Genomic DNA, 16,155 nt, shown 5'->3' on the forward strand with positions numbered 1-16,155 from the left:
TCGCGAAACTCAGGGTCGTGTCAGGGTCGACCCCTACGCGTCCCAGCCCAGTCCCAGTCCTAGTCCTCGTCGTCCTCGTCGTCGAGTCGGGCCAGCCAGGTGGCCAGGCGCTCGATCGGCACCTCGAACTCGGGGTTGATGTCGACGAACTCCTGCAGCCGGTCGGCCAGCCAGTCGAAGCTGACCTCCTCCTCGCCACGGCGGCTCTGCAGTTCCTCGATGCCTCGGTCGGTGAAGTACATCCAGTTCTCCCAAGCGGAGGGCCCGGCCCCGCGCGAACGCGGGACCGGGCCGTCGTTACTGCCCAAACCCTATGACAGGGCCGCTACGTCAGAGCGAGAACACCTCGTCGACCAGCGCGGCCTGCTCCGCCGCGTGGCGCTTGGCCGAGCCGACCGCCGGGGCCGAGGAGGCCGGGCGGGCGACGCGACGCAGACGGCCACGGTCAGCCGAGGGGCCGACGACGACGTCGAGGTGGTCGACCAGGTTGAGCGCGATGAACGGCCAGGCGCCCTGGTTGGACGGCTCCTCCTGCGCCCAGACGTACTGGACGTTGGTGCCGTAGCGCTTGAGCTCCTCCTGGAGCTCCGCGACCGGGAGCGGGTAGAGGCGCTCGACGCGGACGATCGCCGTGTCGGTGATGCCGCGCTCGGTGCGGGCAGCCTCCAGGTCGTAGTAGAACTTGCCCGCCGTGATGACGACCTTGCGGACGTTCGCCGGGTCGACCGTGGTGTCGCCGATGACCGGGCGGAAGCCGCCGGACAGGAACTCCTCGGTCTTGGACGCCGCCGCCTTCAGACGCAGCATCGACTTCGGGGTGAAGACGATGAGCGGCTTGTGGTGCGGGTTGTGCGTCTGCCAGCGCAGCAGGTGGAAGTAGTTCGACGGCAGCGTCGGCATGGCGACCGTCATGTTGTTGTCCGCGCACAGCTGCAGGAAGCGCTCCGGGCGCGCGGACGAGTGGTCCGGCCCCTGGCCCTCGTAACCGTGCGGGAGCAGCAGGGTGACGCCGGACGTCTGGCCCCACTTGGTCTCCGAGGAGGAGATGAACTCGTCCACGATGGTGGAGGCGCCGTTGACGAAGTCACCGAACTGGGCCTCCCACATCACCAGCGCGTCCGGACGGGCCAGCGAGTAGCCGTACTCGAAGCCCATCGCCGCGTACTCGCTGAGCAGCGAGTCGTAGACGGTGTAGCGGGCCTGGTCCTCCGCCAGGTACAGCAGCGGGGTGTAGTCCTCGGCGGTCTTGTTGTCGACCAGGACCGCGTGGCGCTGACCGAAGGTGCCGCGGCGGCTGTCCTGGCCGGCCAGGCGCACCGGGTGGCCCTCCATCAGCAGCGAGCCGATGGCGAGGGTCTCGCCCATGGCCCAGTCGATGGTGCCGTCCTCGACCATGGTGGCGCGGCGCTGCAGCTGCGGCAGCAGCCGCGGATGCACGGTCAGCCAGTCCGGCAGGGCGACCTGGGACTCGGCGATGCGCTTGACCATCTCCTGGGAGATGCCCGTCTGCACCGCGACCGGGAAGGTGGCCTGGGGCCGCTCGGAGACGGCCGGGCTGGGCACCGTCGCCGCGGCGCGGACCTCGGTGAAGACCTTCTCGAGCTGGTCCTGGTAGTCCTTGAGCGCCTGCTCGGCCTCTTCCAGGGTGATGTCGCCGCGACCGATCAGGCCCTCGGTGTAGAGCTTGCGCACCGAGCGCTTCTTGTCGATCAGCTCGTACATCAGCGGCTGGGTGAACGACGGGTTGTCGGCCTCGTTGTGACCGCGGCGGCGGTAGCAGATGAGGTCGATCACGACGTCCTTGTGGAACGCCTGGCGGAACTCGAAGGCGAGCCGCGCCACGCGGACCACGGCCTCCGGGTCGTCGCCGTTGACGTGGAAGATCGGCGCCTCGACCATGCGGGCCACGTCGGTGCAGTAGGTGCTGGACCGGGAGGCCGTCGGCGCGGCGGTGAAGCCGACCTGGTTGTTGATGACGACGTGCACGGTGCCGCCGGTGCGGTAGCCGCGCAGCTGCGACATGTTCAGGGTCTCCGCGACGACGCCCTGGCCGGCGAAGGCCGCGTCCCCGTGGATCTGCAGCGGCAGCACGTCGAACGAGTCGCCGGCCTTGTCGAGGATGTCCTGCTTGGCGCGGGCGATGCCCTCGACGATCGGGTCGACCGCCTCCAGGTGGGAGGGGTTGGCCGCGAGGGAGACCTTGAGGGTCTCGCCGTCCAGGCCGGTGAAGGTGCCCTCGGACCCGAGGTGGTACTTCACGTCGCCGGAGCCGTGCATCGACTTCGGGTCGAGGTTGCCCTCGAACTCGCGGAAGATCTGCGCGTAGGACTTGCCGACGATGTTGGCCAGCACGTTCAGGCGGCCGCGGTGGGCCATGCCGATGACGGCCTCTTCGAGGTGCGCCTTGGCGGCCGAGTCGAGGACGGCGTCCAGCAGCGGGATGACGGACTCGCCGCCCTCCAGCGAGAAGCGCTTCTGGCCGACGTACTTGGTCTGCAGGAAGGTCTCGAACGCCTCGGCGGCGTTGAGACGGCGCAGGATGCGCAGCTGCTCCTCGCGCTCCGGGCGGTCGGTGCCGCGCTCGACGCGGGCCTGGATCCACCGGCGCTGCTTCGGGTCCTGGATGTGCATGTACTCGATGCCGACGGTGCGGCAGTACGAGTCGCGCAGCACGCCGAGGATGTCACGCAGCTTCATCATGGTGTGACCGGCGAAGCCGCCCACCGCGAACTCGCGCTCGAGGTCCCACAGCGTCAGGTCGTGCGCCTGGACGTCGAGGTCCGGGTGCTTGCGCTGCTTGTACTCGAGCGGGTCGGTGTCGGCCATCAGGTGGCCGCGGACGCGGAAGGAGTGGATCAGCTCCATCACGCGGGCGGTCTTGTTGACCTCGTTGTCGTGGGTACGGGCGACGTCCGTGGCCCAGCGCACCGGCTCGTAGGGGATGCGCAGCGACTCGAAGATCTTGTCGTAGAACTCGCCCTTGCCCAGCAGCAGCTGGTGGATCGTGCGCAGGAACTCGCCCGACTGGGCGCCCTGGATGACCCGGTGGTCGTACGTCGAGGTGAGAGTCATCACCTTGGAGACGCCCATGGCCGCCAGGGTCTCCTCGGCGGAGCCCTGGAACTCGGCCGGGTACTCCATCGAGCCGACGCCGAGGATGGTGCCCTGGCCGGGCATCAGGCGCGGGACGGAGTGGACGGTGCCGATGCCGCCGGGGTTGGTCAGCGAGCAGGTGACGCCGGAGAAGTCGTCGACCGTGAGCTTGTTCTGGCGGGCGCGGCGGACGATGTCCTCGTAGGCCTGCCAGAAGCCGAAGAAGTCGAGGGTCTCGGCGTTCTTGATGGCCGCGACGACCAGCTGGCGGTCGCCGTTCGGCTTGGTCAGGTCGATCGCCAGGCCGAGGTTGATGTGCTCGGGCTTGACCAGGAAGGGCTTGCCGTCCTTCTCCTGGAAGCCGTGGTTCATCGCGGGCATCGCCTTGATCGCCTGGACCATGGCATAGCCGATGAGGTGCGTGAAGGAGACCTTGCCGCCGCGGGCGCGCTTCAGGTGGTTGTTGATGACGATGCGGTTGTCGATCAGCAGCTTCGCGGGGACGGCGCGGACGCTGGTCGCGGTGGGCATCGAGAGCGAGGCGTCCATGTTCGCCACGATCCGGGCGCTGGGGCCCTTCAGTGCGACGAGCTCAGGTCCTGACGGGGCCTCGGCGGGGGCGGTCACAGTGGTGCTGTCCTTAACGGTGTCGGCAGGTTGGGCCGGAGCAGCTGCACGCGGGGTCTGCGTGGGCGCTGCGGGCTCGGGAGTCAGCGGAGCGGGCGGAGCGGGAGCGGCGGCGGGGGCCGGAGCGGCCGGCGCGGCCACGGGAGCGGCCGGCGCGGGTACCGCTGCAGCTGCCGGGGCCGCGGGCGTCTTCGACGCAGCGGTCACGGCGACGGCGGGAGCACCCGGGCTCGGGGTCGCCTGCGCCGGCTGGGCCGTCTGTGCGGTCTGGGCGTGCTTGTAGTCGGCGAAGAAGTCCCACCAGGCCCGGTCGACCGAGTTCGGATCCTGGAGGTACTGCTGGTAGATCTCGTCCACGAGCCACTCGTTGGGGCCGAACGCGGCTCCCGGGCCGGCATCGGCCGTAGTGGCAGGTGAGCTGTTCGTGTTTGGGGACTGTGGAGACACGGCGGCAACCGCCCTCTTCCGCTTCCGTGTGGATGGTGGACAGCGGGTAGTAAGGCTACGCCTCCGCCGCACGTCCGCGCAGGTCCCGCAGACCAAGGGTCGCCCAGATCACAGTCCGGCCGCAAACAATGGCCGGAAAACGAGGTTAGAACTCGGGCGTGATGGGGGAGAACGAAGGGTTGTTCGTTCGGATCCCACCGCCCGATCCGGGCGTTCTTGCGGTTCAGGGGTGGCCGTGCGAGACGATCGCCTGCGGTCGGCGCGGCCCCGGCAGTTCGACGCGGATCAGACAGCCGAGCGGCGAGTCGGCGACGGCGATCGTCCCCTCGTGCAGCTCGACCGCCCAGCGGGCGATGGCGAGCCCCAGTCCCGTGCCGCCGTCGGAGCCAGGACCCTGCGCGGTGGCGCTGCTGCCGCGGCCGAATCGCTCGAAGACCCGCGCGCGGTCCTCGGGGGAGATCCCGGGGCCCTCGTCGGCCACGTCGACCTGGAGGCCGCCGCCCTGGACCGGGCGGGCGCGCACGGTGACGATGCCGTCCTGCGGGCTGTGACGGCAGGCGTTGTCGACCAGGTTGGCCACGACCTGGTGCAGCCGCTCCGGGTCGGCCGTGGCGGCGAGGCCGGGGGCGACGTCGAGGCGCAGCGAGACGTCCGTGCGGCGCTTGCTGGCGCCGCCCGAGACGGAGCCGTCCACGGTCAGCCCGCGCAGCACGCCGGCCAGGAACGGCTCGACGTCGAACGGGCGCATCTCCAGCGAGTCGGCGCCGTCGGCCAGCTTGGACAGGTCCAGCAGGTGCGCGACGAGCCGGCCGAGCCGTTCGGTCTGCTCGAGCGCGGCGGCCATGGTGGCCGGCTCCGGGGTCACCACCCCGTCGACCACGTTCTCCAGCACCGCGCGGAGCGCGGCTATCGGGGTGCGCAGCTCGTGCGAGACGTTGGCGATCAGCTCCCGGCGCTGCCGGTCGGCCGCGTCGAGGTCGTCCGCCATGGTGTTGAACGCGTGCGCCAGCTCGCCGACCTCGTCGAGCGAGCGGGTGTGCACCCGCCGGGTGTAGTCCCCGGCCGCCATGGCCCGCGCGGCCGCGGTCATCTCCCGCAGGCCCGAGGTCATGCTGTGCGCGAGGAACTGCGTGACCAGCAGCGAGGCGATCACGGAGAAGACCATGACCACCCGGATCTGGGTGGACGAGTTCAGCGCCAGCACCACCATCAGCGTGGAGATGCAGACCGAGATCAGCACCACCACGTTGAGCTTGGCCTTGACCGAGCGCAGCGGGTCGAGCGGACGCAGCCCCGCCCAGAACCGCTCGGCGCGGCTCACCTCGATGGGCGGTGGCGCGATCGTGCGGCCCTGTCGGGCGGGGTTGCGGCGGCTCACGGTGTCGGGGCCTCCAGGGCGTAACCGACGCCGTGCACGGTCCGGATCCAGGCGGCGCCGATCTTCCGGCGCAGCGCCTTGACGTGGCTGTCGACGGTGCGGGTGCCGGACGCGTCGGTCCAGTCCCACACCTCGGCCAGCAACTGCTCGCGGGTGAGCACCGCGCGCGGCTGCTGCGCCAGGCAGACCAGCAGGTCGAACTCGGTCGGGGTGAGGTGCACGTCGTCCCCGGAGACCCGGACGCGGCGCTGCACGTGGTCGATCTCCAGCTCGCCGAGGCGCAGCGTGCCGCCGGCGGGCGCGCGGGCCGCGAGCTGCGCCCGCTCGACGCGGCGCAGCAGCACGTTGACCCGGGCCGCGAGCTCGCGCATGGAGAAAGGCTTGGTCATGTAGTCGTCCGCGCCGACGCCGAGCCCGACCAGCATGTCGGTCTCGTCGTCACGTGCGGTGAGCATCAGCACGGGGACCGGGCGCTGCGCCTGGATCCGGCGGCAGACCTCCAGCCCGTCGAAGCCGGGCAGCATCACGTCGAGCACGACCAGGTCGGGCTGCCAGGTCTGGAAGCAGTCCACCGCCGTCGGGCCGTCGTGCGAGACGGCCACGCGGAAGCCCTCGGCGCCGAGACGGGCCGCGATCGACTCGGCGATCGTCGGCTCGTCCTCCACGACAAGGACTCTCCGCTGGTTTCCCAGGCCATTGTTCGTCTGCTGCTGTACATCCGTCACGGTCACGCCACCGCCCCCAGGGCCTCTGCGTTCTCCGGCCCGAGCTTGTTCAGGCCTTCCGGGTCATACGGTTCGTACGGTGCCCCCGCCCCATCCTGTTCAGTCCGCTTCTTCGCCGCCGTTCGGCAGCGTAGGGACCGGACGGCCGCTGTGGTGGGCCGACGTCGGATAAACCGACCCTTCGGGGGGTGGCACGGGCAGGACCATACCGTGAGTAACTTAGCCGCGCGAGGACAGGTACACGACATCGGGAACCCCGCGTTCCACATGCACCGGCACCTCTATCACCTCAATTCGGGCGAATCGGGCGCGCAACCTGGCTTCGAAAGCGGGGGAATGTGCTGCGCTCCACACCGCGAGCACCCCGCCGTCGGCAAGGGTCCGGTCCAGCAGGTCGAGGCCCGTGTCGGAGTACAGCGAGTCGTTCGCCTCGGTGACGGTCCAGTCCGGCCCGTTGTCGATGTCGAGGCAGAGCGCGTCGTAGCGGTCCTCGGTCGTGCGCAGGTGATCCAGCAGGTCGGCGTGCACGATCTCGGTCCGCGGATCCGCGTGTCCGCCGCCCGCGAACGGCGCCAGCGGCGCCGCGTCGCGCGTGTGCCAGTCGATGATCGCCCGCTCCCGCTCCACGACGGTGATCCGCCCCGGCCGCCGGTCCTGCGCCGCCTCCGCGAGCGAGAAGCCGACGCCGAGCCCGCCGATCAGCAAGTGCGCTCCGCGCGCGCCGTCGAGGGCGTCCAGGGCGGCGCTGACCAGCAGGCGCTCGGAGCGCCCGTCGGAGGTGTCCATCAGGAACGTCCCGTTGGCGATGATCTCGAAGTGCGGCCCGCGGCGGCGCAGGGCGACCTCGCCGAACGGGCCGTCGCGACGGTCGAGCAGCTCGGGCGTGTCGTCGTGCTGCGGGGGCCTGCCGGCGTGGTGGGTGGACATGGGCACCATCGTGCCCGACCGGACAGTTCGATGGCCCCGGTCCGGCGCTGGCGGGCAGGCTGCCGCGCATGACCTTCTCTGTGATCGCACACGACCCGGCGACCGGAACGACCGGCGTCGCGGTGGCCAGCTGCGTCCTGGCCGTGGGCGCGCGCGTCGCGGCGGCGAGGCGGGGCGTCGGCGCCGCGGTCGGCCAGGCCTCCTCGCCGCTGTGGCACCGGGACGCGGCGCTCGACCTGCTGCTCCGGGGCGCCGCTCCGGACGACGCGGTGGCGGCGGTGGCCGCGCTGCCGGAAGCGGACGACCGGCAGCTCGCCGTGGTGGACGTGCGCGGCCGCGTCGCCGCCTGGACGGGGCCGGGCTGCGACGGCGAGGCCGGGCACCGCGTCGGCGAGCACGTCTCGGTCCAGGGCAACACGCTCTCCGGCGGCGTGCTCGACGCCCTGTGGGCGGGGTGGTACGCGGCCGCCCCGGGGCTGCCGCTCGCGGAACGCCTGCTCGCCGCGCTGGCAGCCGGTGACGCCGCGGGCGGGGACCGGCGCGGACGTCAGTCGGCGGCCCTGTTCGTCGTGGGCGACGACGAGCCGGTCGACCTGCGGGTGGACGACGCGCGGGCGCCCGTGGCCGAGCTCGGCCGGCTGCTGGCCGTGGACCGGGCGCACCGGCTGTTCCGCGAGGCCTACGGCCACTACCGCGAGGGCGAAGCGGCCGAGGCCGTGCCGCTGCTGCGCCGGGCGCAGGAGCTCGCGCCCGGCGACGGGCTGATCGCCACCTGGGCGCCGCGGATCCTCGGCGTCGAGGGCTGATCGCTCAGAGCGAACAGTGAGCGGGGAACATTATCGGGGTCATGAACCTTTAGTCCAGGTAACTCAACTTGCATGACCGGGGAGAAATCATGGCTTCGACCTCTGGAACGCTCACCCTGCCGGTGCTGCCGCTCGACGACGACGCGGTTCTCCCCGGCATGGTCGTCCCACTGGACCTTTCCGACCAGGACGTCCGTGCCGCTGTGGAGGCCGCGCAGGCGGCGGTCCGGGAGACCGGGGCACACGCCCCGGGCATCAGGACGGTGGCGAACGCGCGTAAGGCGCGCGTGCTGCTCGTCCCGCGCGTCGACGGCGAGTACGGCGCGATCGGCACCGTCGCGACGGTGGAGCAGGTGGGCCGTCTCGCCGACGGCGATCCCGCCGCGCTGGTCCGCGGCGTGCGGCGCGTCCGGATCGGGGCCGGGACGACGGGCCCGGGCGCGGCGCTGTGGGTGGAGGCGACGCCGGCCGAGGAGGCCGCCGTCCCGTCGCCCCTGCCGGGCGCCGTCACCGAGATCGTCACCGAGTACAAGGCGCTGACCACGGCCTGGCTGCAGAAGCGCGGGGCCTGGCAGGTCGTCGACCGCTTCACGCAGATCGACGGCGTCTCCGAGCTCGCCGACAACATCGGCTACGCGCCCTTCGTGACCGCGGCCGAGAAGGTCCGGGTCCTGGAGGAGCTGGACCCGGTCGCCCGGCTCAGGCTCGCACTGCAGCTGCTCAAGGACCACCTGGCCGAGGCGGAGGTCCAGGAGACCATCCGCAAGGACGTCCAGGAGGGCATGGAGAAGCAGCAGAAGGAGTTCCTGCTCCGGCGCCAGCTGGAGGCGGTGAAGAAGGAGCTGGCCGACCTCAACGGCGAGCCCGACTCCGAGGAGGAGGACTACCGCGCCCGCGTCGAGGCCGCCGACCTGCCCGAGAAGGTCAAGGAGGCCGCGCTCAAGGAGGTCGAGAAGCTGGAGCGTTCCAGCGACGCGTCCCCCGAGGGCAGCTGGATCCGCACCTGGCTCGACACCGTCCTGGAGCTCCCCTGGAACAACCGCAGCGAGGACGCCTACGACATCGCCGGCGCCCGTGCGGTGTTGGACGCCGACCACTTCGGCCTCGACGACGTGAAGGAGCGCATCGTCGAGTACCTGGCCGTGCGCAAGCGCCGCTCCGACCGCGGGCTCGGTCTTGTCGGCGGCCGTCGCGGCGGCGCGGTGCTGGCGCTCGTCGGCCCGCCCGGCGTCGGAAAGACGTCGCTGGGTGAGTCCGTCGCGCGCGCCATGGGCCGTGAGTTCGTCCGCGTCGCCCTCGGCGGCGTCCGGGACGAGGCGGAGATCCGCGGGCACCGCCGCACCTACGTCGGCGCCCTGCCCGGCCGCATCGTGCGGGCCATCAAGGAGGCCGGCTCGATGAACCCGGTCGTGCTGCTGGACGAGATCGACAAGGTCGGCTCGGACTACCGCGGCGACCCGGCGGCCGCCCTGCTGGAGGTCCTGGACCCGGCGCAGAACCACACCTTCCGCGACCACTACCTGGAGGTCGAGCTCGACCTCTCCGACGTGGTCTTCCTCGCCACCGCCAACGTGCTGGAGGCTATCCCCGAGCCGCTGCTCGACCGGATGGAACTGGTGCGCCTGGACGGCTACACCGAGGACGAGAAGGTCGTCATCGCCCGCGACCACCTGCTCCCGCGCCAGCTGGAGCGGGCGGGCCTGGGCAGCGACGAGGTCGTCGTCGGGGAGGACGCGCTGCGCAAGCTCGCGGCCGAGTACACCCGCGAGGCCGGCGTCCGCACCCTGGAGCGCGCGGTCGCGCGCATCCTGCGGAAGGTCGCGGCGCAGAACGAGCTCGGCGAGGCGGGCGCGGAGCTGCCGCGCACGGTGCACGAGGCCGACCTGCGCGGGCTGATCGGCCGGCCCCGGTTCACCCCGGAGCACGCCCAGGAGCCCGAGGAGCGGCGGACCGCCGTCCCCGGTGTGGCGACCGGCCTGGCCGTGACGGGCGCGGGCGGCGACGTCCTGTTCGTCGAGGCGTCGCTGGCCGATCCGGAGACGGGCGGCAGCGGCCTGAGCCTGACGGGTCAGCTGGGCGACGTGATGAAGGAGTCCGCGCAGATCGCGCTCTCCTTCCTGCGGTCGCACGGGGCGGAGCTCGAACTGCCGGTCACCTCGCTGCGCGAGCGCGGCGTCCACATCCACGTCCCCGCGGGCGCGGTCCCCAAGGACGGTCCGAGCGCGGGCGTCACGATGACCACCGCTCTCGCCTCCCTGCTGTCCGGCCGTAAGGTGCGACCGGAGGTCGCGATGACGGGCGAGGTGTCCCTGACCGGCCGTGTCCTGCCGATCGGCGGCGTCAAGCAGAAGCTGCTGGCGGCGGACCGGGCCGGGATCACCACCGTCCTGATCCCCTCCCGCAACGAGGCGGACCTCGACGACGTCCCGGCGGAGGTCCTCGAACGCCTCACCGTCCACGCGGTCGCCGACGTCCGCCAGGTCCTCGACCTGGCCCTGGAGCCCGCCGCGGCCCTCCAGGAGAGCCTGGCGGCGTAAGCCGCACTACCCGGGGCGCGGGGAACTGCGCGAGCGACCACCCGGTGCGGATTGCCCTGTCATCGGGGGACCATCCGCACCGGGTGGCTTGTCGCGCAGCTACCCGCGCCTCCGACGTGCTGCAGTCGTCTGCGGGAGCGCATCGCCCGGCTGCTGGCGCCTGCGCGGCGGAGCCGCACATCGGCAGTTCCCTGTGCCCCTGGCGTGCTGCAGTCGTCTGTGGGAGCGCATCGCCCGGCTGCTCGCGCCTGGGCGGCGGAGCCGCACATCGGCGGAGCCCGGCGCCCATTGAGAGTGCAACTACAGCCGGCCTGTCGCCGGGTTGCGGGCGGTGAGGCAGTAGGTGCCGCCGGCCGGGTCGCGCATCACGGTCCAGTGGCCGTGGTCGGCGACGAACGTCGCCCCCAGCTCCTCGTGTGCCTCGCGGGTCGCGTGGCGGTCCGCACAGGCGAAGTCGAGGTGCGCGCCGGCCGGGCGCGCCTCGTCGAGACGGTGGAGGAGCAGTCGGAACGGCAGGTCCGTCGGGGACTGCACGACCCGGAACTCGGGGCGGGAGCCGCGCTCCACCGTCCAGCCGGTGAGCTCGGCCCAGAACTCGGCCTCGGCCTCGTACGCCTCGGCCGGGATGTCGATCGCGATCTGGTCCAGCCGCGTGCCCGCGACGGCCGGCGGGCGGCGGTACTCGCGGTGCCAGGGGACCACGCAGAAGAGCTGGCCTGCCGGCGAACGCAGGACGAGCCAGGAGCCGTGCTCCGCGACCACCTCCGCCCCGAGCGCCACCGCGTCGTCCGCCAGGGCGCGCGGGCGTTCGACCGCCAGGTCGAAATGGTCGCCGCGGCTCTCGTGCACGCCTTGCAGCTTCAGACAGGCGTCCTCGCCGTCGTTCGGCAGGAACGTCGCGAACTCGCCCGCCTCCCCACGGGGGGCGGACAGTGAGGTGTTCGTCACCGCCGTCCAGAACGCGGCGGCAGCCGCCATGCGGTCTCGAGGACGGTCCACGAACGCGTACACCCAGCGGATCATGGTTCGCAGCGTAGCCTGCGTCACACCTGACGCGTGCGGAGAACCGTGCCGCTCGCAGACGCGTTCCCCACCTTGAGACCGGACCTGCGACAATGCCACGGTTCTCGGAACGTCGGTGATGTGTTGGGTGGGCAGAAGATGGGCGCACGGAGCTCGCGGAGCGCTGCCGTGGAGGTTGCACCGGGGGCGAAGCGCAGGCGGAACCTCGAACTGTTCCTGCTGCTCTTCGCCGTCGTCGTGTGCGGCTTCGCCAAGGCGGACGCCGACGTGGGGCTGACCGGGAAGCTGTCGAGCGGCTTCCTCACGTCGGTGCTCGGTCTCGGTGTGCTCGCGATCGGAGCGCACCTCGTGGTGCGGCGCTGGGCGCCGTACGCGGACCCGCTGATCCTCCCGCTGGCCGTGGTCCTGACCGGGCTGGGGCTGGTGCTGATCGACCGGCTCGACACCTCGTACATCAAGGTGTACAGCTCGACCGCCGCCGCACCGAACCAGGTGATGTGGACGGTCATAGCCGTCGTCGTCTTCGCCGGCCTGGTCATCCTCGTCAAGCACCACCGGGTGCTCGCCCGGTACACCTACCTGCTGATGGCCGGCTCGCTGATCGCCCTGGTCGCGCCCGCCTTCTTCGGGCAGGACCAGTACGGCGCCCGCCGCTGGATCCGCCTGGGACCGCTCCAGTTCCAGCCCGGCGAGTTCACCAAGATCGCGATCATCGTCTTCTTCGCCAGCTACCTGATGGCCAACCGCGACGCTCTCGCCCTGGTCGGCCGCAAGGTGCTGGGCATCGCGCTGCCGCGCGGACGCAACATGGGCCCGATTCTGGTCGTCTGGGCCGTCAGCCTCGTCGTCCTGGTCTTCGAGTCCGACCTCGGCACCTCGCTGATCTTCTTCGGCGCGTTCATCGTCATGCTGTACGTCGCCACCGAGCGGACCGGATGGGTCGTCCTCGGCGCCCTGATGGCCGTGGGCGGCGCGGTCGCGGCGGGGACCCTGGTCACCCACGTCAAGTACCGCGTGAACAACTGGCTCGACCCGATGGCCTACTACGGCACCCCCTCGCCGCAGGGCTCCTCACCGCAGTTGGCGGAGTCGCTGTTCAGCCTCGGCCACGGCGGCCTGCTCGGCACCGGGCTCGGTCGCGGCGACTCCTGGCTGATCGGCTTCGCCGGCCGCAGCGACTGGATCCTGTCGACCGTCGGCGAGGAACTGGGCACGGCCGGGATCATGGTCGTGCTGGTGCTCTACCTGATGCTGGGCCAGCGCGGCATGCGCACCGCCGTCCGCCTCACCGACCCCTTCGGCAAGCTGCTCGCGGCGGGCCTTGCGGCGGCGCTGGTGCTCCAGGTCTTCGTCGTGGCGGGCGGTGTCATCGGCCTGATCCCGCAGACCGGCAAGGCGCTGCCGTTCCTCGCCCAGGGTGGTTCGTCGACGGTCGCCAACTGGCTGATGATCGCCCTGCTGATCAAGCTGAGCGACGCCTCCGGCCGCGCCGAGATGGAGCCCAAGCCGGACCCGAACGAGACCCTGACCATCTCCGCCGAGGAGATCGCCCGCGCCCAGGCCGAGATGGAGCAGACCGGCAACTGACCCTCAGCGGAAGACGCCCGTGTGCCCGAGGGAGTAGCGCCCGGGCTGGGGGTAGACGCAGAGGCCGTGCGGTCCGTCGCCGACGGGGATCCTGGCCAGCAGTTTGCCGTCCGTCGTCGACATCGCGTAGACGACGGAGTTGTAGCGGCCGGAGAGCCACAGGACCTTGCCGTCGGCGGAGACGCCGCCCATGTCGGGGCTGCCGCCGCCGGGGATGAACCACTTGTGGATCAGCTTGCCGGTGGCGAAGTCAAGGACGGAGACGGAGCCCTCGCCGCGGTTGGAGATGTAGAGGTACTTGGAGTCGCGGCTGATGTAGAGGCCGTGCGCGCCCGCGCCCGTCGGCAGCAGTGTGGGCTTGGAGAAGGTGTCGCCGTTCAGCTCCCACACGCCGTTGGCGATCATGTCGGCGACGTACCAGACCTTGCCGTTGGGGGAGACCTTGACGTCCTGCGGCATCGAGCCGGTGAACGGGATCTTCTGCTCGTCCACGATCTCCATCTTCGCGGTGTCGACCTTCAGCAGGTCGCCGGAGAACTCGCAGGAGACGATGAAGTAGCGCCCGTCGGGGGAGAAGTCGGCGTGGTTGACGCCGTCGCACTGGGACGGGATGGCCTTGACGACCTTCATGGTGTGGGCGTCGCGGAAGACCAGCTGGTGATCGGCCGAGGCCATGACCACCGCGTACTTGCCGTCGGGCGTGAAGTACAGGTTGTACGGGTCGTGCACGTCGACCGTCGGGCCGGCCTTGCCGGTGGCGGGGTCGATCGGGGTGAGGGTGTTGCCGAGGTCGTTGTTGACCCAGAGGGTCTTCAGGTCCCAGGAGGGAACGACGTGCTGCGGCTCGTTGCCGACCGGGATCTTGTCGATCACCTTGTAGGTGGCCGGGTCGATCACGGTGACGGTGTTGGAGAGCGTGTTGGGCACGTAGACGCGCGCGGGGAAGTTCTTCACCACCGGCGACAGCTGGTTCGGCCGGTCGGCCGCGTAGACGTCCTTGGGGTCGAGCAGTGGCGGCATGCCCGGCAGGTCCGCGTCGCCGCTCTTGGTCTGCGCCGCGGCCGACCCGGCGGTGGAGCCGGACGCCGTGGCCTGCTGCCGGGCGTTGATCGCGTTCGTGTCGGCCGGGCCGCCGGAGGAGCACGCGGTGGTCACCACCAGCGTGGCGGCGGCGCTCAGGGCGGCGGCGGTGGCAAGGCGGTGAGTGCGCATCAGCTCAGCAGCTCCGAGGTCGTGACAGCACGGAGACCGCGCTGCCGGAGGCCGTCAAGGATCGCGGGCAGCGCGGCGACGGTGCCGGCGTGCCCGAAGTGCATCGACACCACCGATCCGGCGCGCGCCTGGCCGAGCACCGTGTGCGTCACGGCGCTCGCGCCGGGGTCGGTGTAGTCGAGGGAGTCCACGTCGTAGGAGAGGCAGTGGGCGTAGCCCGCCCGGCGGGCCTGCGCGGCGACGACGTCGGTGCAGTCCTGGGCCTGCGAGGGCCGGAACCAGGCGCCGATCGAGCCGGTCAGCTGCCGCAGGCGCTGCGCGCAGCGCTCGATCTCGGCGTAGGCCGCGTCCGCGGAGAGCGTGGAGATGGCGACATGGTTCTGCGTGTGGTTGCCCAGCTCGTGGCCGCCGTCGAGGACGCGCTTCGCCATCTCGGGGTAGCTGTCCAGCCAGCTGCCCACGGCCATCACCGTGATCCTGGCGCCCGCCCGCTCCGCCTCGGTCAGCAGCGACCGGGCGGCGGCCGGGTCGCCCTGGCCGTGGAAGGTGAGCGCCACCCGGTCGGTGGTCGTCGGCCCGGAGTGGATCTCGAACGGCAGCCCGGCGGCGGGTGACGCGGCTGCTGGCGAAGCAACGGTGCTGTGGGACGGATCGGCGGAGACCGAGGGCATGGCGCCGGTGCCGCGGCCGTCGCCTCCACCGCCGCCCGCGTTCGCGGGTCTGGGGCCGCCGCCGCAGGCACTCAGCATGGACGCGGCGGCACCGAGCGTGGCGGCGCGGAGGACGTGGCGGCGGTCCAGTGGGCTCACCGTCCCGACGGTATGCGGAACGTCACATATCCGCGCGTCGAGACTCTGACGGACGATCGGAGTCGGCAGTTCGGCGGAACACAGGCGGAACAAGGAGATCAGGTGCTCACAACCGACCGGAAAGAGCTCCCTTTCGGCGTGCCGGGGTTGCGCGTCTTCCTGGGGGACGACGGGGTCGCCGTCCTGCTCCTGGACCGGCCGGAGAAGAAGAACGCGCTGACGCGCGCCCAGTGGCACGCCCTGCCCGGGGTGCTCACCCGTTTGGCGGCGGAGCCCGGCCTGCGGGTGCTGCTGCTGACGGGCGCCGGCGGCGCGTTCTCGGCCGGCGCGGACATCGGCGAACTGGCCGACGTCTACGCGAGCCCTGAGGCGGCCGACGACTACCACGCCGTCAACGTCGCCGCGGAGTCGGCGCTGGCGGCCTTCCCGCACCCGACGGCGGCGGTCGTGGACGGCCCGTGCGTGGGCGGCGGCTGCCAGCTCGCGGTCGCCTGCGACCTGCGGTTCGCCGCGCGCGGCGCGCGCTTCGGGATCACCCCGGCCAAGCTCGGCATCGTCTATCCCTCCGTGCCCACGGCGCGTCTGGCCAGGCTTCTCGGTCCTGCGCGTGCGAAGTATCTGCTCTACTCCGCCGAACTGGTGACGGCGGACCAGGCCCTGGTCTTCGGCCTGGTCGACGAGGTCGCCGACGACGTCCACCGGCGCGCGCTCGACTTCGCGCGGGTGCTGGCCTCGCGCTCGGCGCAGACGCAGGGGGCGGTCAAGGCCGTCGTGGACGCGGTCGTGACGGGCGGGGACGCCCAGGCCGCGGCGGAGCCGTGGGAGCGCGCGTCGCGGACCACGCCGGACGTGCGCGAGGGCCTGGCCGCGTTCCTGGAACGGCGGGCGCCACGGTTCTGACCCGCCCGTCTGGCCCGCCCGCGCGAGCCGCCCGCCGGGGTCGCCCGCGGTTTCCGGGTGGGGCGGTCCCGGCGCGCCTGCCCC

The 16,155-nt window shown here is 71.7% G+C and carries 12 protein-coding genes; 4 read left to right on the top strand and 8 right to left on the bottom strand.

What is annotated here, in order from left to right; all coding sequences use genetic code 11:
- Positions 1-59: 59 nt before the first annotated feature.
- The 5 genes from TR48_RS07730 to TR48_RS07750 all read right to left on the bottom strand — a co-directional run bounded on the left by TR48_RS07730 (position 60) and on the right by TR48_RS07750 (position 7,197).
- Positions 60-242, bottom strand: a complete 183-nt coding sequence (locus TR48_RS07730; RefSeq protein ID WP_042365153.1) for a DUF6104 family protein — start codon at positions 240-242, stop codon at positions 60-62.
- Positions 243-330: 88 nt separating this feature from the next.
- Positions 331-4,167 (bottom strand): multifunctional oxoglutarate decarboxylase/oxoglutarate dehydrogenase thiamine pyrophosphate-binding subunit/dihydrolipoyllysine-residue succinyltransferase subunit, encoded by a 3,837-nt coding sequence (locus tag TR48_RS07735; RefSeq protein ID WP_042365154.1) that lies wholly within the window; start codon positions 4,165-4,167, stop codon positions 331-333.
- Positions 4,168-4,390: 223 nt separating this feature from the next.
- Entirely contained in the window at positions 4,391-5,545 is a 1,155-nt protein-coding gene (locus TR48_RS07740; RefSeq protein WP_439654449.1) for a sensor histidine kinase, read from the bottom strand.
- The gene (locus TR48_RS07745; protein ID WP_042365212.1) at positions 5,542-6,270 is read right to left on the bottom strand and encodes a response regulator transcription factor; all 729 of its coding nucleotides are present in this window, start codon (positions 6,268-6,270) and stop codon (positions 5,542-5,544) included. Before TR48_RS07745 ends, TR48_RS07740 begins: the two co-directional genes overlap by 4 nt.
- Before the next feature lie 219 nt (positions 6,271-6,489).
- Positions 6,490-7,197 (bottom strand): spermidine synthase family protein, encoded by a 708-nt coding sequence (locus tag TR48_RS07750; protein ID WP_042365155.1) that lies wholly within the window; start codon positions 7,195-7,197, stop codon positions 6,490-6,492.
- Positions 7,198-7,265: 68 nt separating this feature from the next.
- Between TR48_RS07750 and TR48_RS07755 the strand changes: the two genes are divergently transcribed.
- Complete coding sequence (locus tag TR48_RS07755) at positions 7,266-8,003, top strand: DUF1028 domain-containing protein (protein ID WP_084728976.1); 738 nt, start codon at positions 7,266-7,268, stop codon at positions 8,001-8,003.
- A gap of 89 nt (positions 8,004-8,092) precedes the next feature.
- Complete coding sequence (lon, locus tag TR48_RS07760) at positions 8,093-10,540, top strand: endopeptidase La (protein WP_042365156.1); 2,448 nt, start codon at positions 8,093-8,095, stop codon at positions 10,538-10,540.
- Between the two features lie 300 nt (positions 10,541-10,840).
- Here lon and TR48_RS07765 read toward each other — a convergent pair whose 3' ends face one another.
- A complete protein-coding gene (locus TR48_RS07765; RefSeq protein ID WP_042365157.1) occupies positions 10,841-11,563 on the bottom strand; it encodes a VOC family protein in 723 nt (240 codons plus the stop codon).
- Positions 11,564-11,731: 168 nt separating this feature from the next.
- On the opposite strand from TR48_RS07765, the gene TR48_RS07770 reads away from it, so the two are divergent.
- Complete coding sequence (locus TR48_RS07770; RefSeq protein WP_439654450.1) at positions 11,732-13,150, top strand: FtsW/RodA/SpoVE family cell cycle protein; 1,419 nt, start codon at positions 11,732-11,734, stop codon at positions 13,148-13,150.
- A 3-nt stretch (positions 13,151-13,153) separates the two neighbouring features.
- On the opposite strand, the gene TR48_RS07775 is transcribed toward TR48_RS07770, so the two are convergent.
- Both TR48_RS07775 and TR48_RS07780 read right to left on the bottom strand, forming a co-directional pair.
- On the bottom strand, positions 13,154-14,362 hold the full coding sequence (locus TR48_RS07775) for a YncE family protein (RefSeq protein WP_084728978.1): 1,209 nt from the start codon (positions 14,360-14,362) through the stop codon (positions 13,154-13,156).
- Positions 14,362-15,171 (bottom strand): polysaccharide deacetylase family protein, encoded by an 810-nt coding sequence (locus TR48_RS07780; RefSeq protein WP_042365159.1) that lies wholly within the window; start codon positions 15,169-15,171, stop codon positions 14,362-14,364. Before TR48_RS07780 ends, TR48_RS07775 begins: the two co-directional genes overlap by 1 nt.
- Before the next feature lie 138 nt (positions 15,172-15,309).
- Here TR48_RS07780 and TR48_RS07785 point away from each other — a divergent pair, with 138 nt between their 5' ends.
- Positions 15,310-16,071, top strand: a complete 762-nt coding sequence (locus tag TR48_RS07785) for an enoyl-CoA hydratase/isomerase family protein (protein ID WP_236652061.1) — start codon at positions 15,310-15,312, stop codon at positions 16,069-16,071.
- The last annotated feature ends 84 nt before the right edge of the window (positions 16,072-16,155 follow it).

The organism is Streptacidiphilus neutrinimicus, assembly GCF_000787815.1.
GTDB classification, from domain to species: domain Bacteria; phylum Actinomycetota; class Actinomycetes; order Streptomycetales; family Streptomycetaceae; genus Streptacidiphilus; species Streptacidiphilus neutrinimicus.